Genomic DNA, 17871 nt, shown 5'->3' with positions numbered 1-17871 from the left:
GGTTTTCAGGCACTATTGTCGCATCCGCTCGCCGAGTTCAGCAACCAACCCCGGATTGCTCTGTGATTCAGGGCAAAAAGCCGAAGGCGAACGCGAGCGGCAGCGCCGCCAGCACCAGCTCGACGACAATGGATGCCCAGTTGAACGGCGTATTGGCGCCGTCCGACATCATCGACAGCAGCCGGCCGAAGGCGGTGAATAGCCAGGAGAAGCCGAGCGCCATGTAGAGCAGCGGCTGCGCCAAGAGGATGCAGCACAGGCTGACGCCGAGATAGAAGCCCGACATCCGGCCGCGCCCCTCGGCGATCGCCGCTGCCTTCTCCGGTCTGACCTGCAGCCGCAGGATGCGGAACGCCAGCTGTGGAGCCAGGAATAGCAACAGGCCGAGCAATAGAGTTGCGACCGCGCTCGACCATGCCAGCCACTCGCCCTGGCTCATCGGCCATGGAAACGCAAATTCCATCCTTGTCCCCTCGTAAATGGATATTCAAAATTTCGGGCATTCTAGCGAAGCAACTGACATGCGCCAGATGGGCCGTCGGCAATTTGCAGGGCGCGTCAGCTCAACGCGAGCGCGACCGTTGTCTCGACCGGGCTCACAGGACGTTAAACAATGGGCTGTTTTTTTCTGCACAATTCCTATATTGTGACTACATGAGACCACAAGGGGTTCCGCGCATGAAGACGATGCAACTGCGAGAGGCAAAGGCCAGCCTTTCCGCGCTCGTGGAGGCCGCTGAGAACGGTGAGCCCACGGTTATTACCAAGCACGGCAAGCCCGCAGTCATGGTGGTGCCAATCGGTGAGGGACGGAAACTTTATCCGCAGAACAGCCAAAAAGACTTCGTGGATTTCCTGCTTCGGTATCCAGGCGGCATCGAGCTTGAGCGAAACGAATCGCCGTCGCGGGAAGTGGAGTTTTGACCGGCTATCTGCTTGATACGTCTTTTCTCTCGGCATTTGCACCTGGTCGGCCTCTGCTTCCGTCACACGTGCAGAACTGGGTTGCTGTACAAGGAGAACGCGGCTCTTGGCAGTTCTCGTCGATCGTCATCTTGGAGGTGGAACGAGGAATCGCGAAACTGAAGCGGGCGGGCGGGCATATGAAGGCGGAGCGCATCAATGAGTGGTTCGAAAGGTTGCTTCTAGAGTTCAACCAGCGCATCCTTCCCATCGATTTAGCAATCGCGCGAGAAGCCGGAAAACTGGAAGACGCCACTATCGCCAGAGGCGCCAATCCGGGACTGGCGGACGTTCTGATCGCAGCTACCGCCCGTTTGCACGGCCTGTCAGTTTTGACGGCCAACACCCGGCATTTTGCGATTCTCGACGTGCCTTACCTGAACCCATTCACCGAACGCGTCTCGAAAGGGTAATCGACACCTTACAAAAAGCTTTGCGGGTCGATATCGACCTGGACCCGCACCGAGGCCCTTATCTTCGGTCCCTCGGCCAGCATGGTGCGGATGAACCCTTGCATGTCGGCGCGCCGCTCGCCCTGGATCAGTAGGCGAAAGCGATGGCGGCCGCCGATCAATGACAGCGGCGCCTCGGCCGGACCGAGGACGAACAGGTCGATGGCTTGCGGCGCGGCACGGCGCAGGCCGCGGGCGTGCCCTTCGGCTTCCGCCCGGGTCGCCGCGCTGACGATGACGCCGGCGAGCCGGCCGAAGGGCGGCAGCCCCGCCCGCTCGCGTTCGGCGATCTCGCGCTCGTAGAAGGCCTCGGCATCGCCGGAGACGATCGCCCGCATCACCGGGTGGTCGGGTTGGAAGGTCTGCAGCAGGCCAAGGCTCTTCTTGCCGGTGCGGCCGGCGCGGCCGGTCACCTGGCTGAGCAGTTGGAAGGTGCGCTCGGCGGCGCGTGGGTCGCCATTGGCCAGGCCGAGATCGGCATCGACGACACCGACGAGCGTCATGTTGGGGAAATTGTGGCCCTTGGCGACGAGTTGCGTGCCGATGACGATGTCGGCCTCGCCATTGGCTATGGCTTCGAGCTCGAGCCGCAGCCGCCGCACGCCGCCCATCAGGTCGGACGACAGTACGATGATGCGGGCATCAGGGAAATGCGCGACGACCTCCTCGGCGATGCGCTCTACGCCCGGCCCGCAGGCGACCAGATGATCGAGCGTGCCACATTCCGGGCAGGCCTCGGGCCGGCGTTCATTGTGCCCGCAATGGTGGCAGACGAGCTGACCGCGAAAGCGGTGCTCGACCAGCCAGGCCGAGCAGACCGGACAGCCGAAGCGGTGGCCGCAGACCCGGCAGAGCGTCAGCGGCGCATAACCGCGCCGGTTGAGAAACAGCAGCGATTGTTCCTTTCTTTCCAGCGTCTGCCGCATATGGCTAAGCAGCACCGGCGACAGGAAGCCGCCGCGTGCCGGCGGCGCACGGCGCATGTCGATCGTCTTGAGATCGGGAAGTGCCGCCTCGGCAAAGCGCGCCGAAAGCACCGCCCTGCTGTAGCGGCCCTGGCTGGCATTGACCCGGCTTTCGACCGACGGTGTCGCCGAGGCGAGCACGACCGGAAACCCGCCGATATGGCCGCGCACCACGGCCATGTCGCGCGCGTTGTAAAAGACGCGATCCTCCTGCTTGTAGGCGGGGTCGTGCTCTTCGTCGACGACAATCAGCCCAAGCTCCCTGAACGGCAGGAACAGCGCTGAGCGCGCGCCTGCGACCACCCGCACGCCGCCTTCCGCCACCTGCCGCCAGACCTTTTCGCGCATTCTTGGCGGCAGGTCCGAGTGCCACTCCGCCGGCTTGGCGCCGAACCGCTCCTGAAAGCGTTCGAGGAAGGCGTGGGTCAGCGCGATTTCCGGCAGCAGGATCAACACTTGCGTGCCGCGATCGAGCGCGGCCGCAACCGCCTCGAAATAGACCTCCGTCTTGCCGGATCCGGTTACACCGTCGAGCAGGGTGACGCCGAATATGCCGGCCGCGACATTGGCGCGCAGCATCTCGGCGGCATCGCTCTGGTCGGGCATCAGTGCCGGCACGGCGTAGCCGGGATCGGGTGCTGCGACCACCGGCCGCGGCGGGATCATCACCGTCTCGAATACCCCCTGCGCCCTCAGCCCGTCCACCACCGTCGACGACACGCCTGCCGCATGCGCCAGGCCCGACCGCGTCCAGGCGAGCCCACCTTCGGCCGTTTCCAGCACGCGCGTCCTCGCCTCCGTCATCCGGTCGGGCTTGGCGAAGGTGCGCTGCAGCCCTTCGATCCACGGCTCCGGATCGAACGCCTCCGGCGCCCTGAGCAGCATGCGCGCCACCATGCCGGGCGGCGACAGCGTGTACTGCGCCAGCCAATCGACAAAACGCCGCATCGCGCGGTCGATCGGCGGGCAGTCGAAAACCTGCTCGATCGGCCGCAATTTCTTCGCGTCGACCTTTTCGACGGCGCCGTCCCAGACGATGCCGGCGACCTGGCGGGGCCCAAGCGGAACGCGCACGATCGAGCCCGGCACCACGCGCATGCCAGCCGGCACAGCATAGGTGTAGGGGCGCTCAGCAGGCATTGGGACCAGCACCGGTGCGGCCGCGACAAAGGGCGAATCTTCGATCATGAGGCGTGACCTTGCCCCGACTTTGGTCTAGATCAAAGTCCGACCCCGAATGTGCATGACCTGCACATGAAAAATCTTCAGGAGACCGCCATGAAATTTTTTGTCGACACCGCCGATGTCAAGGAAATCCGTGAGCTGAACGATTTGGGGCTGCTCGACGGCGTAACCACCAATCCGTCGCTGATCCTGAAATCCGGCGGCAAGATCGCCGACGTCACCAGAGAGATCTGCGAGATCGTCAAGGGCCCGGTCTCGGCCGAAGTCGTCGCCACCGAATACAAGGACATGATGGCGGAGGCCAAGATCCTGGCCAGGATCGCCGACAATGTCTGCATCAAGGTGCCGCTGACGCTCGACGGCCTGAGAGCCTGCAAGGACATCCGGTCGGACGGCCGCATGGTCAACGTCACGCTGTGCTTCTCGGCCACCCAGGCGCTCCTCGCTGCCAAGGCCGGCGCCTCCTTCATCTCGCCCTTCGTCGGCCGCATCGACGACAGTGGCTGGGACGGCATGGAACTGATTGCCGATATCCGCACCATCTACGACAATTATGATTTCCAGACCGAAATCCTGACCGCTTCTGTGCGCACGGTGAACCATGTCAAACAGGCGGCACTGATCGGGGCAGACGTCATCACCGCCCCGCCGGCGACGCTCAAGGCACTGGTCAAGCACCCGCTGACCGACAAGGGCCTGGAGCAGTTCCTCGCCGACTGGGCAAAGACCGGCCAGAAGATCGGCTGAAGCGAAATGTCCTACGTCGAACAAAAAAGGCCGAGCAATCGGCCTTTTGCTGACAGCGCAATCCGCCACAGACGGAGCGCTTCAATCCAGGATGGAAAGACCTAGCTTGCCGCCGGCTTGCCGTGCTTGATCAGATCTTGGGCGATCGACAGCCGCAGCACATCCGCCAGTTCGCGCGCCGCGCGGTTCTCGGCGTCGATCTGCGCCCGATACGACGCGAATTCCTGGCGCGGCCTATCGTATGAGGACGGGATAGAGCGCTTGCCCCTCGCTATGACCGTGCCGGTCTTGGCATCGCTCAGCACATAGTTGGCGGTCAGCGTCACTGTGCCGGCGGTCGGCTCGTCCTCGTCGGTCGTGACCTGCTCGATTGCCGCCGATTCGACGAGTTCGGAGACGCCGAGATCAAGCGAATAGACCGGCGAAGCAGGCTCGCCGGCGCCCTGGCCGAGCGCGAAGATCAGATTGTTGCGGACCTGCTGGGCGTAGCGGGTCTTGACCGGCTTGACCGAGATCGATGCCAGTTCGGCAGCAGCGCCGACCTGAGAGCCGGCGATCAGCGGCGCGCTTGAATAGAGCGGCCGCACCGTGCAGGCGGAAACCAGCGCCACCGAAGCGAGCAGCCCGTAGAGCATGATACGGCGCGGCGTCAGCTCCGCTTTTTTCGGATCAGGCAACAACATTGACGATCCTCTGCGGGACGATTATCACCTTGCGCGGCGCCTTACCTTCGAGCGCTTTCTGCACGAAGTCGAGAGCCAGAACCGCTTTTTCGACCGCACCTTGGTCCGCGTCGCGGGCAATTGTCAAATCGCCGCGCTTCTTGCCGTTGACCTGGACCGGCAGCACGATCTCGGCGTCGACGACAAGCGAGGGATCGTAGTCCGGCCAGGGCCGTTCGGCGACAAGGTCGGTGCCGCCGAGCGTCTGCCAGCACTCCTCGGCCAGATGCGGCATGACCGGCGCGATCAGGTGCACCAGGATCTCGACGGCTTCACGGCAGGCCGCTTGGAGCGCCGGACCGGCCTTGCCTTCGGCTGCCTCGTTGAGCGGTACGGTCAAGGCATTGGCGAGCTCATAGATACGGGCGATGGCACGGTTGAAGGCGAGCTTTTCAATATCCTCGCCGACAGACTTGAGGATCTTGTGCGCGGCCTTGGACACTGTTCCGGCCTCGCCGTCCTTCGCCGCCTCTGGCCGAACTCCGGCGAGCGAATCGGCAGCCGTCAACACCAGCCGCCAGATGCGCTGGATGAAGCGATGCGCGCCGGCCGCACCCTCGTCGGTCCATTCGACATCGCGTTCGGGCGGCGAGTCCGACAGCATGAACCAGCGCGCCGTATCGGCGCCGTAGCCGTCGGTGATCTCTTCCGGGCTAACGGTATTCTTCTTCGACTTCGACATTTTTTCGAGCGGACCGATCACCGCCTCTTCGCCAGTAGCGATTTCGAAGGCGCGGCGCTTGCCGTCGGCGTCCTCCAGCCTGACCTCGCTCGGCGCAAGCCAGCGGCCGTTCGAGGCGCCGCCAACCCGATAGGTCTCGTGCACCACCATGCCTTGCGTAAACAGGCCCCTGAACGGCTCGGCGAGATCGACATGGCCGGTCTCGCGCATGGCGCGGGTGAAGAAGCGCGAATAGAGCAGGTGCAAAATGGCGTGCTCGATGCCGCCAATATACTGGTCGACCGGCAGCCATTCAGTCGCGGCCTTGGGATCGGTCGGATCGTTGGCCCAGGGCGCGGTGAAGCGCGCGAAATACCACGACGAATCGACGAACGTGTCCATCGTGTCGGTTTCGCGCCGCGCATCCTTGCCGCAACGCGGGCATTTGACGTGCCGCCATGTCGAATGACGGTCGAGCGGATTGCCCGGCCGGTCGAACTCGATATCGTCAGGCAGCCTGACCGGCAGGTCGGCTTTCGGCACCGGCACAACGCCGCAATCCTCGCAATGGATCATCGGGATCGGGCAGCCCCAATAGCGCTGGCGCGAAATGCCCCAGTCGCGCAGGCGGAAATTCACCTTGCGCTCGGCCATCGGCCGGTTGCCGATGGTCTTCTGTTCGAGCAGCTTCGCCACCTCGTCGAATGCCTGATCCGGCTTCATGCCGTCGAGGAAGCGCGAATTGATCATCACGCCGTCGCCGACATAGGCCTCGTCGATGATCTGGAAGCTTCCTTGATTCTCGCCTTCCGGCATCACCACTGGAATGACCGGCAGGCCGTATTTGTTGGCGAAGTCGAGGTCGCGCTGGTCACCGGACGGGCAGCCGAAAACGGCGCCGGTGCCGTAGTCCATCAGCACGAAATTGGCGACGTAGACGGGCAGCGTCCACTTCTCGTCGAACGGATGGACGACGCGGATGCCGGTATCGAAGCCCTTCTTCTCGGCCGTCTCCAGGGCCGCCACCGACGTGCCCATGTGGCGGACCTCGTCGATGAACTTTGCCAGCGCCGGATTGTCTTCGGCCGCCTTTTTGGCCAGCGGATGGTCGGCCGCAATCGCCATGAAGGAGGCGCCGAAGATGGTGTCGGGCCTTGTCGTATAGACTTCGAGCTCATGCTCGCCGGCGACTGGCTTGGCCAGCGGCCAGCGGATCAGCAGGCCTTCAGAACGGCCGATCCAGTTCGCCTGCATCAGCTTCACTTTTTCCGGCCAGTCGTCGAGCTGGTCGAGTGAATCCAGCAGATCCTGCGCATAGTCGGTGATCTTGAAGAACCATTGCGTCAGCTCGCGCTGTTCCACCAGCGCGCCCGAGCGCCAGCCGCGCCCGTCGATGACCTGCTCGTTGGCAAGCACCGTCATGTCCTCCGGATCCCAGTTGACCTTGGAGGATTTGCGCGTCACCAGGCCCTTCTCGACGAAATCGAGGAACAGCATCTGCTGGCGGTGGTAATAATCGACATCGCAGGTAGCGAACTCGCGTGCCCAATCGAGCGACAGGCCCATGACCTTGAGTTGCTCGCGCATGGCAGCGATGTTCTGATAGGTCCAGTCCTTGGGATGGACCTTGTTCTGCATTGCTGCGTTTTCGGCTGGCATGCCAAAGGCGTCCCAGCCCATCGGGTGCAGCACGTTGAAACCCTTGGCCCGCTTGTAGCGCGCCACCACGTCGCCCATCGTATAGTTGCGGGTATGGCCGATATGGATGCGCCCCGATGGATAGGGGAACATCTCCAGCACGTAGTATTTCGGGCGCGGGTCATCGTTGTCGGCTTCGAACAGCTTCTTGGCGTCCCAGGCCTTCTGCCATTTGAGCTCTGACGCGCGCGGATTGTATCGTTCGGTTGCCATCGGGTGTTTTTCACTTAAAAGCATGCGCGAGCCGCCGGACAATGCCCGGGCGGCTCAGGAAATGTCGTCGCGGTGTTCACCATGGATTACCGGACCCGTCAACTGCGGCGATCCGGCGAAAAGCCAAACACAGGCAGGATATAGGCATGGCGAGCGCCGTCGAACAGCTTTTCACCGTCAAGGCAAGGATCGCCACTGCCGAGCGCGAGGCCGGACGCGAGGCCGGGGCGGTGACGCTGGTTGCGGTCTCGAAAACCTTCGATGCCACCGATATCCGTCCGGTTATCGAGGCCGGCCAGCGCGTCTTCGGCGAGAACCGCGTCCAGGAGGCGCAAGCCAAGTGGCCGGCGCTGAAGGAAGCTTTCCCCGACATCGAGCTGCACCTGATCGGGCCGTTGCAATCGAACAAGGCCAAGGAAGCGGTGGCATTGTTCGACGTCATCGAAACCGTCGACCGTGAAAAGATCGCCGCCGAACTCGCCAAGGAAATCGCCAGGCAGCGCCGGTCACCAAGGCTGTATGTCCAGGTCAACACCGGTTCCGAGCCGCAAAAGGCCGGCATCGAGCCGCGCGAGGCGGTCGCCTTCGTCGCCCGCTGCCGCGATGTCCATGGCCTCGTGGTCGAGGGGCTGATGTGCATCCCGCCGTCCGACGAGAATCCCGGTCCGCATTTCGCGCTGCTGGAGAAGTTCGCAGATGAAGCCGGCGTCGGAAAGCTGTCGATGGGCATGTCCGGCGACTACGAAACGGCGATCGCCTTCGGCGCGACCAGTGTCAGGGTTGGATCGGCGATTTTCGGCGCCAGATGAGGCGCAGCCGGCCTTAGGCCACAGGCTGACGCTGACTAAGCCAGCAATGGAAACGGAACGTTTCGTTCCTATATGGTTCGAGTTATCCCAAAGCCTCTGGAGCCACCATGCGTTACAATCAACTTGGAAATACGGGGATGTTCGTCTCCGAACTTTGCCTCGGTACGATGACATTCGGCGCGGCCGGCGAGAATGCCCAATGGGGCCTGATCGCCAGCCTCGACCAGAAGGGCGTCGACGAGATCGTCGCCCGCTCGCTCGCCGCCGGCGTCAATTTCTTCGACACCGCCGATGTTTATTCCTTCGGCGCCTCGGAACGGCTTCTCGGCCAGTCGCTGAGAAATCTCGGCGTCAATCGGCAGGACGTGATCATCGCCACCAAGGTTCACGGCGCCATGGGCGGCGGCCCGAACCAGCGCGGTTCTTCGCGCGGCCATATCATGGATTCGGTCGACGGCAGCCTCGAACGGCTGCAGCTGGACCATATCGATCTCTATCAGCTGCACGGCACCGACACGGTCACGCCGATAGACGAAACGCTGCGGGCGCTCGACGACCTGGTTGCCGCTGGCAAGGTCCGCTATGTCGGCGTCTCGAACTGGCAGGCCTGGCGCATCGCCAAGGCGCTGGGTATTGCCGAGCGCAAGGGCTTTGCCCGTTTCGAGACCGTCCAATCGTATTACTCGATTGCTGGCCGCGACCTCGAGCGCGAGATCGCGCCGCTGCTCAACGACGAGAAGCTCGGGCTGATGGTCTGGTCGCCAATGGCTGGCGGACTGCTCTCGGGCAAGTACGGACCCGGTGCCCCCGGCAATGGCGAAGGTCGCCGCGCCAACTTCAATTTCCCGCCGGTCAATGAGGACCGTGCCCGGGCAGCGGTCGCCGTCATGCGCGAGATCGCCGCCAAGCACGGCGTCAGCGTCGCCACGGTGGCGCTCGGCTTTGTCCTGGCCAAACCGTTCGTGATGAGCGTCATCATCGGCGCCAGCCGCATGGACCAGTTGGAACAGAACCTTGCGGCAACCGAGTTGAAGCTCGATGCCGACGATCTTGCTCGTCTCGACGAAGTCAGCGCGCTCCCGCCCGAATATCCGGGCTGGATGCTCGAACGCCAGGCGGCGGGCCGCAGGCCGGCGCCGTTCACGCCAAAGAAGTAGTTCCTTGTCGACGTGACATTTCGGCAGCCAAATTCGGGAGCCAAGTGGCTCCCGAATGCCTTCCGCTTCAGCCCAGCCGCGCGGTTTCGGCCAGGAAATCTAAAATGGCCCGTACCCGCGCCGGTAAATGCTTGCCTTGGCCGACATAAACCGCATGGGTCAGTTCCTCGTCGCCGGGGTTGAACTCTTCCAGCAGCGGCAGCAGCCGGCCGGCGGCAATGTCGGCCTCCACGTGCCAGCGTGCCAGCCGGGCGATGCCCGCCCCTGAGAGCGCCATCAACCGCATCGCCTCGCCGTCGCTGACCAGCGTGTTTCCAACGATCGATATGGTGATCGGCTTGCCGGCCGCGTCGACAAAAGGCCAGCCCTCGACGTGGCGCACGAAGCAGAAGCCCATCCGGTTGTGACGATCGAGATCGGCGGGCGTCTTGGGTGTGCCACGCGCTTCGAGATACGATGGCGCGGCAACGACGACCACCCGGCTCTGCCCGAGCTTGCGCGCCACTAGCCGTGATTCGCCGAGCGGGCCGGCACGTATGGCGACGTCGGCGCGCTCCTCCATCAGGTCGATAACACTGTCGGTCAACACCAGATCGACCGAGATTTCGGGGTATCGTTCTAGAAAACGCGGCAAAAGCGGGATCAGCCGGTGCTGCCCGAAAGGCACGTAGCTATTGATCCGCAGCCGGCCACGCGGCGCGGCGCCCGCCGCTGCCTCGCGCTCGGCTACCGCCATGTCGGCCAGGATGCGCACGCCGCTGTCGAAGAAGGCCGCCCCTTCCGGTGTCAGTCGCAGCTTGCGCGTCGAGCGGATGACCAGCCGGGCGCCAAGACGCCCCTCCAGCCGCGCGATCAGCTTGCTCACCGCCGACGGCGTCATCCGCAGCGCACGGGCAGCGGCGGAAAAGCTGCCGGCCTCGACGACGCGGACGAACACCTCGATCTCGCCTGAACGGTTAATGTCGGGCCTAGCCATTGGTGAATCTATTTCACAGGCAATGTGCCCTAGGCAAGGCTGGTTCACAGTTCGGCGCATCACGATCTTTCGGGCCGGGCGTGAGAGGACACGGCGCCCGTCGTCGAAACTGGCCGTCATCGAAGTGGGAACCGCCATGCCTCTTGCTCTCTACGCTCTTGCCGCCGGTGCCTTCGGTATTGGCGTCACCGAATTCGTCATCATGGGCCTGCTGCTCGACGTCAGCACCGATCTCGGCGTCTCGATCTCAGCTGCCGGCCAACTGATTTCCGGCTATGCGCTGGGCGTCGTCATCGGCGCGCCGCTGCTGACGATCGCCACCGGCCGGTGGCCGCGCAAGACCGTGCTTCTGGTGCTGATGGCAATCTTCACGCTAGGCAACCTCGCGTGCGCGCTGGCCCCAGACTACTGGACGCTGATGGGTGCGCGCGTGCTCACCGCCTTCGCCCACGGCACCTTCTTCGGCGTCGGCTCGGTCGTGGCGACCGGGCTGGTGGCGCCCAACAAGAAGGCATCGGCGATCGCCCTGATGTTCACCGGCCTGACCATCGCCAACATCCTCGGCGTCCCCTTCGGAACATGGCTCGGCCAGGCCTTCGGCTGGCGCGCGACCTTCTGGGCGGTGACCCTGGTCGGCATGGTCGCTTTCGCCATCATCCTGCTGCTGGTGCCGCGCAGCCAGACAGCGCCTGAGCAGAGCAATTTGCGCGCCGATCTCGCCGTGCTCGGCCGCACGTCCGTCCTGCTTGGCTTTGCCACCACCGTGCTCGGCTATGCCGGCGTCTTCGCCGTCTTCACCTACATCGCCCCGTTGCTGACCGAGATCACCGGTTTTGAGGAAGCAGCGGTGTCGCCGATCCTGCTGGTCTTCGGCGGCGGCCTCATCGCCGGCAACCTCGCTGGCGGCAAGTTCGCCGACCGCTGGCTGGTGCCTTCCGTTCTCGGCAGTCTCGTCGTGCTGGCGCTGGTGCTCGGCACCATGACCTTCGCCCTGCACAGCCAGGTTATGGCCGTCATCTATGTCGGCCTGCTCGGCGCCGCCGCCTTCGCCACCGTGGCGCCGCTGCAGATGTGGGTACTGGAAAAGGCACAAGGCGCCGGCCAGAGGCTCGCCTCGTCCTTCAACATCGCCGCCTTCAATCTCGGCAATGCGGCCGGCGCCTGGCTCGGCGGCGTGGTCATCGCCTATGGCCCCGGCCTCGGTGCCGTCACCTGGGTCGCGGCCCTGCTGCCGCTCTCGGCGCTTTCCGTGGCAGCGCTGGCGCTACGCCTCGATCGCCCAACGCTCGGTGAACCGGCACCCGCCCGCTCGTAGCAACTCGAAGAACCCTTGTACACCATAGGAGAAACAGATGGATTATCGAAATCTTGGCGCATCGGGCCTGAAAGTCCCGGCGCTCTCGTTCGGCGCTGGAACCTTCGGCGGGTCAGGGCCGCTGTTCGGCGCCTGGGGCAACAGCGATGCGACGGAAGCCCGGCGGCTGGTCGACATCTGCCTGGAGGCGGGCGTCAACCTGTTCGACACCGCCGACGTCTATTCGAATGGCGCTTCCGAACAGGTGCTCGGCGAAGCGATGAAGGGCCGCCGCGATGCCGTGCTGATCTCGACAAAGACCTCGCTGCCGATGGGCGACGGTCCCAACGACGCCGGCTCGTCCCGCTCGCGCCTCATCAAGGCCGTCGAGGACGCACTGAGGCGTCTTGGCACCGACTACATCGACCTGCTGCAGCTGCACGCGTTCGACGCCGCAACACCGATCGAGGAGGTGCTATCGACGCTGGATAGGCTCGTGCGCGCCGGAAAGCTGCGTTATGTCGGCGTTTCCAATTTTTCCGGCTGGCAAGTGATGAAGTCGCTCGGCCTGGCGGACAGATACGGCTATCCCCGATACGTCGCCCACCAGGTCTATTACTCGCTGGTCGGGCGCGATTATGAATGGGAGTTGATGCCGCTCGGCCTCGACCAGGGCGTCGGTGCGCTGGTGTGGAGCCCGCTCGGCTGGGGCCGCCTGACCGGCAAGATCCGCCGTGGCCAGAAGCTGCCCGAGAAAAGCCGGCTGCACGACACGGCAAGCTTCGGACCGCCCGTCGACGACGAGCATCTCTATCGGGTCGTCGACGCGCTTGATGTTGTCGCCGAGGAAACCGGCAAGACCATACCGCAGATCGCCATCAATTGGCTGCTGCAGCGGCCGACCGTCGCCTCCGTCATCATCGGCGCGCGCAACGAGGAGCAGTTGCGCCAGAATCTCGGCGCCGTCGGATGGTCGTTGACCCCGGATCAGATGAAAATCTTGGACACGGCAAGCGAGGTCACCGCACCCTACCCGTATTTTCCCTATCGCCGGCAGGAGGGTTTTGCCCGGCTGAACCCGCCCGCCGTCTGACGCTCCAAAAGCTGGGCGGCGGCTCCCAGGCTGCCGCCCGCGTGCTTTAATGCAGCACGAACTCGCCGTCGACCTTGCGCCATTCGTTCGGCGCGATCAGCTTCTGGTGCGTGTAGCTGACTGAATGCAGCGGGCCTTCGAGCTTGGCCTGCCAGAACTCGATGAAGCGGATAAGCACCGGAAATTTCGGGGCGATGTCGTAATCCTGCCAGATGAAGCTCTGCAGCAGATGCGGATGATCGGGAAAGTGATAAAGAATCTTGGCCGTGGTCAAGCCATAGCCCTTGAGCATCAGGTCCATTTCGGAATGGTCGCGCATTGCGGTCCCCTGGTTGATTCTCTTTCCTCCCAGCCTGAAATTGTGCACCCCATTTGCTTAATCGTCTATTGATATTTCTGCGGTCGAGCCAGATTTCTGCCGCAAAAACATGCGGTTAGCAGCCGTCTCGCTAGAGTGCTGACACCACCCGGGAAGGGACCTGCGGCATCCCGCCGCGCAAATCCAACGTCTAATGTTGCCGTCATCGCCGAACTGTTAATAATGCGCGCGAATTCACGGCCGCAACGCTGCGATCCTGCCGGCAGTCAAGCCGGCGGTTTGGTTTCGGGAGGAAGGCGAAGAAATGTCCGATGTTCATGTCCATCGCGTCCAGCCGGCGTGGAAGAAGAACGCGCTGATCGACAATGACACCTACCTGAAATGGTACGCCGACAGCGTCAAGAGCCCGGACAAGTTCTGGGGCAAGCACGGCAGGCGCATCGACTGGTTCAAGCCATACAGCAAGGTCAAGAACACGTCCTTCGACGGCAAGGTCTCAATCAAATGGTTCGAGGATGGCCAGACCAACGTTTCCTGGAACTGCATCGACCGGCATCTGAAGAAGCGCGGCGAACAGACCGCCATCATCTGGGAAGGCGACAATCCCTACGACGACAGGAAGATCACCTATAACGAGCTTTACGGACATGTCTGCCGCCTCGCCAATGTGATGAAGAAGCACGGCGTCAAGAAGGGCGACCGCGTCACCATCTACATGCCGATGATCCCGGAGGCCGCCTATGCGATGCTCGCCTGCACGCGCATCGGCGCCATTCATTCGGTGGTCTTCGGCGGCTTTTCGCCGGACGCGCTGGCCGGACGCATCGACGACTGCAAGTCGACCTTCCTCATCACCGCCGACGAAGGCCTGCGCGGCGGCAAGCCGATCCCGCTGAAGGAGAACACCGACAAGGCGATCGAGATCGCCGCCAAGGCCGGAACGAAAGTCGAAAAGGTCTTGGTAGTACGCCGCACCGGCGGCAAGACCGGTTGGGCCGCCGGGCGCGACGTCTGGTACCATGACGAGGTCGCGACGGTTAAGGCCGAATGCAAGCCCGAGAAGATGAACGCCGAGGATCCGCTGTTCATCCTCTACACGTCGGGCTCGACCGGCAAGCCGAAAGGCGTGCTGCACACCACCGCCGGCTATCTCGTCTATGTCTCGATGACCCACCAATATGTCTTCGACTATCACGACGGGGACGTCTACTGGTGCACCGCCGATGTCGGCTGGGTCACCGGCCACAGCTACATCGTCTACGGGCCGCTCGCCAACGGCGCCACCACGCTGATGTTCGAAGGCGTGCCGAATTACCCGTCGCAGTCGCGTTTCTGGGACGTGATCGACAAGCACAAGGTCAACATCTTTTACACCGCGCCGACGGCGCTGCGCGCGCTGATGGGCGCCGGCGACGCCCATGTCACCAAGACGTCGCGCAAGTCGCTGCGCGTGCTCGGCACCGTCGGCGAGCCAATCAATCCAGAAGCCTGGGAATGGTATTTCAACGTTGTCGGCAACGGCAAGGTGCCGATCGTCGATACCTGGTGGCAGACCGAGACCGGCGGCATCATGATCACGCCGGTTCCGGGCGCCACCCACCTCAAGGCGGGCTCGGCGACGCGGCCCTTCTTTGGCGTCAACCCGCAGCTGGTTGATGGTGACGGCAAGGTGCTGGAGGGTGAAGCCAGCGGCAATCTTTGTATTGCCGACTCATGGCCGGGCCAGATGCGCACCGTCTATGGCGATCACGACCGCTTCGTGCAGACCTATTTCTCGACCTACAAGGGCAGGTACTTCACCGGCGACGGCTGCCGCCGCGATGCTGACGGCTACTACTGGATCACCGGCCGCGTCGACGACGTCATCAACGTCTCCGGCCACCGCATGGGCACCGCCGAGGTCGAATCGGCGCTGGTTTCGCATGAGAAGGTCTCGGAAGCGGCCGTCGTCGGCTACCCGCACGATATCAAGGGCCAGGGCATCTACTGCTATGTCACGCTGATGGCCGGCGAGACGCCAAGCGAGGAATTGCGCCAGGAGCTCGTCGCCCATGTCCGCAAGGAGATCGGCGCCATCGCTTCGCCCGACAAGATCCAGTTCGCGCCCGGCCTGCCGAAGACCCGTTCCGGCAAGATCATGCGGCGCATTCTGCGCAAGATCGCCGAGGACGATTTTGCCGCGCTCGGCGACACCTCGACGCTGGCCGATCCGGCGGTCGTCGACGACCTGATCGCCAATCGGCAGAACAAGAAGAGCTGATGCAAGCCATATTGGGTGCCGTCACCGAGCTTTGGCGCTATCCCGCGAGCTCGCTCGCCGGCGAGCGCCAGCAGGCGATCTCGGTCGCCCGGCATACCGTTGAAGGCGACCGCCTGTTTGGTCTTATCGACACGTCGAACAATGAAATCGCACGGCCGGACCGCGAAGTGAAATGGCACAAGGTGCCCCGCATCCGAACCCGGCTGTCGCCGGCCGGCGCACTGGAGGTTGCGGTCCCGGATGGCGACTGGCTAGCCGCACCGGGCGCTGATAGCGACCGCGCCATTTCCGCCTATCTCGGCTTTGCGGCCTCCATCCGGCCGTTCCGCCGCGAGAATGCTACACCGGGATACGCCGGTCCCCTGCTGGCGGAACGCTATGTCAAAGCCCCCATTCATCTGCTGACCACCGCTTCGCTGGCGCAGTTGAAGTTGCTGCATCCAGACGGCACCGCCGACCCGCGCCGCTTCCGCCCCAACATCGTCGTCGACATGCCGAAGATCGAGGGGTCATTCCCCGAAACCGAATGGATCGGGCGCAAGCTGGCGATCGGCGACCTGCTCCTGACCATCTCCGAGCCGTGCCGCCGCTGCGGCTTCACCATCATTGGCCAGGACGGGTTCGACCACGACCCGGCAATCCTGCGCAGCCTGGTCCGCCACAACGCCCATAATTTCGGCGTCTACTGCACTGTCGATCGACCGGCCCGCGTCGAGATCGGCGCCACGATGCGTCTCCTGTAGCTATTCGTATAAATCCGCCCGCGTCGGCGGCAGGCCGCTTGGGCCGCGCGCACGCCTGGTGGCGACGGTCTGGAAAATCTGCGCCGAGGCGCGTTCGAAGGTAATCGAGCAGCCGGTGAGATAAAGCAGCCAGAGCCGCGCCTTGGATTCGCCGACCTCGGCGATGGCCTCGTCAAAGCGTGCATGGAGGCGCTCGGCCCATAGCCGGCAGGTGCGCGCATAGTGCTCGCGCAAGTTTTCGACGTCATAGATGAGGAAGCCGTGCGCCTCGAGATTGCCGAGCGTCATGCCGATCGTATCGAGTTCGCCGCCCGGAAAAATGTATTTGATCAGCGCTTTGAATTCCGGCCCCTTGCGCAGCGTCTTCTTCATGCTGCCCTTGTCGCGGCGGGTGATGGCATGGTGCAGATAGATGCCGCCGGGTTTGAGCAGGCGATGGATGGTCGAAAAATAGGCGGCATGGTTGGCAAGCCCCAGATGTTCGAACATGCCGATCGACGAGATCTTGTCGAAGGAACCGGACAGCTCGGCATAGGACTTTATCTCGATGGTGATGCGATCCTCCAGCCCCTCAGCGCGGATGCGTTCGCGGGCGAACTCGGTCTGTGCCTCCGATAGCGAAACGCCGTGGCCGACGACGCCATAATTCTTCACGGCATGGATGAGCATCGCTCCCCAGCCGCAGCCGATGTCGAGCAATCTGTCGCCGGGCTTCAGCCGAAGCTTGCGGCAGATATGGTCGAGCTTGTCTCTCTGCGCCTGATCGATATCGTTGGCGAAGTCCTTGAAGTAGCCGCAGCTATAGACCATGCGCTCGTCGAGGAAGAGCCGGTAGAATGCGTTGGAAATGTCGTAGTGATGCTGGATCGCCTCCTTGCTCGAACCGCTGACGTAAGGATTGCGGCCGGAAAGATCGGTTCGCGCCGTCATCTGTTTTCGCGAAAACAGCACCGCCGGAAGGTCGCGCAGGATCGCCAGCTTCGGCAGTGTCTTGAGCTTCGTCCTGAGCTTGCCGTGCGTGGGCAAGGCATAGAAATCGAACAGCGATCCGTCTTCGACGTCGACCGCCTTGGCAATCCACATCTCGATCAGCGTCGATAAAGAGGGCCGACGTACGATCTGCCAGACGATGTCCTGGTCGTTGATGGTGAGCACCGGGCCGGCAGCCGGGCCGATCCGCTCGCCCGTCCACAGCCTCACCGCAAAACCCGGCTTCATCGTTTCGATGACCGTCCGAACAATCCGGGCCGCTCTCTCGGCTGCCTCCATCCCGTCCTCCCTTACCCGGCAAAATAGTGGCCCGGAACAATAGCGGCCCGATCTTGCCTGCCAGATCGGCCGGCCGCAAGCCGCCTGGGTGCGCAAGCACGCTTGTTCAGGATTTTTGGATGCCGCGCCTTGCCATTTCCCGGGTGACACCCCATCATGGGGGAGTGTTCAACAAATCGAAAGGAGGTGATCCGATGTCGAGTGATTTCGTTTTCCAGAACGTGGCCTCAGCGGATTGCACTTTCGGGAAGCAGTCTTCCCGTTAAGGCGCGAGATGCGCGGCTGGCGACCAGTGTCGCCGCCAGGAGCCGCGCCATGGACGGAAACACGGAAGGCCGCCGACTT

General features: G+C 63.3%; 16 protein-coding genes. 9 read left to right on the top strand and 7 right to left on the bottom strand.

What is annotated here, in order from left to right; genetic code table 11:
- Positions 1-67: 67 nt before the first annotated feature.
- Positions 68-463: an AGROH133_08824 family phage infection protein gene (locus tag NKH43_RS14095; protein ID WP_023719708.1), complete on the bottom strand. Its 396-nt coding sequence runs from the start codon at positions 461-463 to the stop codon at positions 68-70.
- Positions 464-678: 215 nt separating this feature from the next.
- On the opposite strand from NKH43_RS14095, the gene NKH43_RS14090 reads away from it, so the two are divergent.
- Both NKH43_RS14090 and NKH43_RS14085 read left to right on the top strand, forming a co-directional pair.
- Entirely contained in the window at positions 679-924 is a 246-nt protein-coding gene (locus NKH43_RS14090; RefSeq protein WP_023719709.1) for a type II toxin-antitoxin system Phd/YefM family antitoxin, read from the top strand.
- Positions 921-1376 carry a type II toxin-antitoxin system VapC family toxin gene (locus NKH43_RS14085; protein WP_352858695.1) on the top strand — a complete coding sequence of 152 codons (456 nt, stop codon included), beginning with the start codon at positions 921-923 and terminating at the stop codon, positions 1374-1376. Before NKH43_RS14090 ends, NKH43_RS14085 begins: the two co-directional genes overlap by 4 nt.
- A gap of 8 nt (positions 1377-1384) precedes the next feature.
- On the opposite strand, the gene NKH43_RS14080 is transcribed toward NKH43_RS14085, so the two are convergent.
- Entirely contained in the window at positions 1385-3568 is a 2184-nt protein-coding gene (locus tag NKH43_RS14080) for a primosomal protein N' (protein ID WP_352858694.1), read from the bottom strand.
- A gap of 90 nt (positions 3569-3658) precedes the next feature.
- Between NKH43_RS14080 and fsa the strand changes: the two genes are divergently transcribed.
- Complete coding sequence (gene fsa / locus NKH43_RS14075; RefSeq protein ID WP_023719712.1) at positions 3659-4312, top strand: fructose-6-phosphate aldolase; 654 nt, start codon at positions 3659-3661, stop codon at positions 4310-4312.
- Positions 4313-4413: 101 nt separating this feature from the next.
- Here the strand turns inward: fsa and NKH43_RS14070 are convergent, their stop codons facing one another.
- Both NKH43_RS14070 and leuS read right to left on the bottom strand, forming a co-directional pair.
- Positions 4414-4995 (bottom strand): LPS assembly lipoprotein LptE, encoded by a 582-nt coding sequence (locus NKH43_RS14070; protein ID WP_023719713.1) that lies wholly within the window; start codon positions 4993-4995, stop codon positions 4414-4416.
- Positions 4982-7606 (bottom strand): leucine--tRNA ligase, encoded by a 2625-nt coding sequence (gene leuS, locus NKH43_RS14065; protein ID WP_352814991.1) that lies wholly within the window; start codon positions 7604-7606, stop codon positions 4982-4984. Before leuS ends, NKH43_RS14070 begins: the two co-directional genes overlap by 14 nt.
- A 146-nt stretch (positions 7607-7752) precedes the next feature.
- Here leuS and NKH43_RS14060 point away from each other — a divergent pair, with 146 nt between their 5' ends.
- Together NKH43_RS14060 and NKH43_RS14055 are read left to right on the top strand one after the other, a co-directional pair.
- Complete coding sequence (locus NKH43_RS14060; protein WP_352814989.1) at positions 7753-8415, top strand: YggS family pyridoxal phosphate-dependent enzyme; 663 nt, start codon at positions 7753-7755, stop codon at positions 8413-8415.
- Positions 8416-8522: 107 nt separating this feature from the next.
- On the top strand, positions 8523-9572 hold the full coding sequence (locus NKH43_RS14055) for an aldo/keto reductase (RefSeq protein ID WP_352858692.1): 1050 nt from the start codon (positions 8523-8525) through the stop codon (positions 9570-9572).
- A 67-nt stretch (positions 9573-9639) separates the two neighbouring features.
- On the opposite strand, the gene NKH43_RS14050 is transcribed toward NKH43_RS14055, so the two are convergent.
- Positions 9640-10548 carry a LysR family transcriptional regulator gene (locus NKH43_RS14050; protein WP_352858690.1) on the bottom strand — a complete coding sequence of 303 codons (909 nt, stop codon included), beginning with the start codon at positions 10546-10548 and terminating at the stop codon, positions 9640-9642.
- A gap of 136 nt (positions 10549-10684) precedes the next feature.
- Here NKH43_RS14050 and NKH43_RS14045 point away from each other — a divergent pair, with 136 nt between their 5' ends.
- On the top strand, positions 10685-11863 hold the full coding sequence (locus tag NKH43_RS14045) for an MFS transporter (protein WP_352858688.1): 1179 nt from the start codon (positions 10685-10687) through the stop codon (positions 11861-11863).
- A 37-nt stretch (positions 11864-11900) separates the two neighbouring features.
- Entirely contained in the window at positions 11901-12935 is a 1035-nt protein-coding gene (locus tag NKH43_RS14040) for an aldo/keto reductase (RefSeq protein WP_023719719.1), read from the top strand.
- Between the two features lie 46 nt (positions 12936-12981).
- Here the strand turns inward: NKH43_RS14040 and NKH43_RS14035 are convergent, their stop codons facing one another.
- Positions 12982-13254 (bottom strand): usg protein, encoded by a 273-nt coding sequence (locus tag NKH43_RS14035; RefSeq protein WP_023719720.1) that lies wholly within the window; start codon positions 13252-13254, stop codon positions 12982-12984.
- A 304-nt stretch (positions 13255-13558) separates the two neighbouring features.
- On the opposite strand from NKH43_RS14035, the gene acs reads away from it, so the two are divergent.
- Both acs and NKH43_RS14025 read left to right on the top strand, forming a co-directional pair.
- Complete coding sequence (gene acs / locus NKH43_RS14030) at positions 13559-15514, top strand: acetate--CoA ligase (RefSeq protein WP_023719721.1); 1956 nt, start codon at positions 13559-13561, stop codon at positions 15512-15514.
- Positions 15514-16257 (top strand): MOSC domain-containing protein, encoded by a 744-nt coding sequence (locus tag NKH43_RS14025; RefSeq protein ID WP_352858686.1) that lies wholly within the window; start codon positions 15514-15516, stop codon positions 16255-16257. The genes acs and NKH43_RS14025 overlap by 1 nt, the downstream gene beginning before the upstream one ends.
- On the opposite strand, the gene NKH43_RS14020 is transcribed toward NKH43_RS14025, so the two are convergent.
- The gene (locus tag NKH43_RS14020; RefSeq protein ID WP_352858684.1) at positions 16258-17526 is read right to left on the bottom strand and encodes a class I SAM-dependent methyltransferase; all 1269 of its coding nucleotides are present in this window, start codon (positions 17524-17526) and stop codon (positions 16258-16260) included. It abuts the gene before it with no gap.
- Positions 17527-17871: the final 345 nt, after the last annotated feature.

The sequence above is a fragment of the Mesorhizobium sp. M1163 genome (genome assembly GCF_040318415.1).
Taxonomy (GTDB): domain Bacteria; phylum Pseudomonadota; class Alphaproteobacteria; order Rhizobiales; family Rhizobiaceae; genus Mesorhizobium.
The sequence above is the reverse complement of the archived record's forward strand: the minus strand, read 5'-3'. Positions and strand labels throughout refer to the sequence as shown.

Bases quoted from the DNA above. Each gene is read 5' to 3' on its own strand.
- NKH43_RS14095 (WP_023719708.1), bottom strand. From the start codon at position 463: ATGGAATTTGCGTTTCCATGGCCGATGAGCCAGGGCGAGTGGCTGGCA.
- NKH43_RS14090 (WP_023719709.1), top strand. From the start codon at position 679: ATGAAGACGATGCAACTGCGAGAGGCAAAGGCCAGCCTTTCCGCGCTC.
- NKH43_RS14080 (WP_352858694.1), bottom strand. From the start codon at position 3,568: ATGATCGAAGATTCGCCCTTTGTCGCGGCCGCACCGGTGCTGGTCCCA.
- fsa (WP_023719712.1), top strand. From the start codon at position 3,659: ATGAAATTTTTTGTCGACACCGCCGATGTCAAGGAAATCCGTGAGCTG.
- NKH43_RS14070 (WP_023719713.1), bottom strand. From the start codon at position 4,995: ATGTTGTTGCCTGATCCGAAAAAAGCGGAGCTGACGCCGCGCCGTATC.
- leuS (WP_352814991.1), bottom strand. From the start codon at position 7,606: ATGGCAACCGAACGATACAATCCGCGCGCGTCAGAGCTCAAATGGCAG.
- NKH43_RS14060 (WP_352814989.1), top strand. From the start codon at position 7,753: ATGGCGAGCGCCGTCGAACAGCTTTTCACCGTCAAGGCAAGGATCGCC.
- NKH43_RS14055 (WP_352858692.1), top strand. From the start codon at position 8,523: ATGCGTTACAATCAACTTGGAAATACGGGGATGTTCGTCTCCGAACTT.
- NKH43_RS14050 (WP_352858690.1), bottom strand. From the start codon at position 10,548: ATGGCTAGGCCCGACATTAACCGTTCAGGCGAGATCGAGGTGTTCGTC.
- NKH43_RS14045 (WP_352858688.1), top strand. From the start codon at position 10,685: ATGCCTCTTGCTCTCTACGCTCTTGCCGCCGGTGCCTTCGGTATTGGC.
- NKH43_RS14040 (WP_023719719.1), top strand. From the start codon at position 11,901: ATGGATTATCGAAATCTTGGCGCATCGGGCCTGAAAGTCCCGGCGCTC.
- NKH43_RS14035 (WP_023719720.1), bottom strand. From the start codon at position 13,254: ATGCGCGACCATTCCGAAATGGACCTGATGCTCAAGGGCTATGGCTTG.
- acs (WP_023719721.1), top strand. From the start codon at position 13,559: ATGTCCGATGTTCATGTCCATCGCGTCCAGCCGGCGTGGAAGAAGAAC.
- NKH43_RS14025 (WP_352858686.1), top strand. From the start codon at position 15,514: ATGCAAGCCATATTGGGTGCCGTCACCGAGCTTTGGCGCTATCCCGCG.
- NKH43_RS14020 (WP_352858684.1), bottom strand. From the start codon at position 17,526: ATGGAGGCAGCCGAGAGAGCGGCCCGGATTGTTCGGACGGTCATCGAA.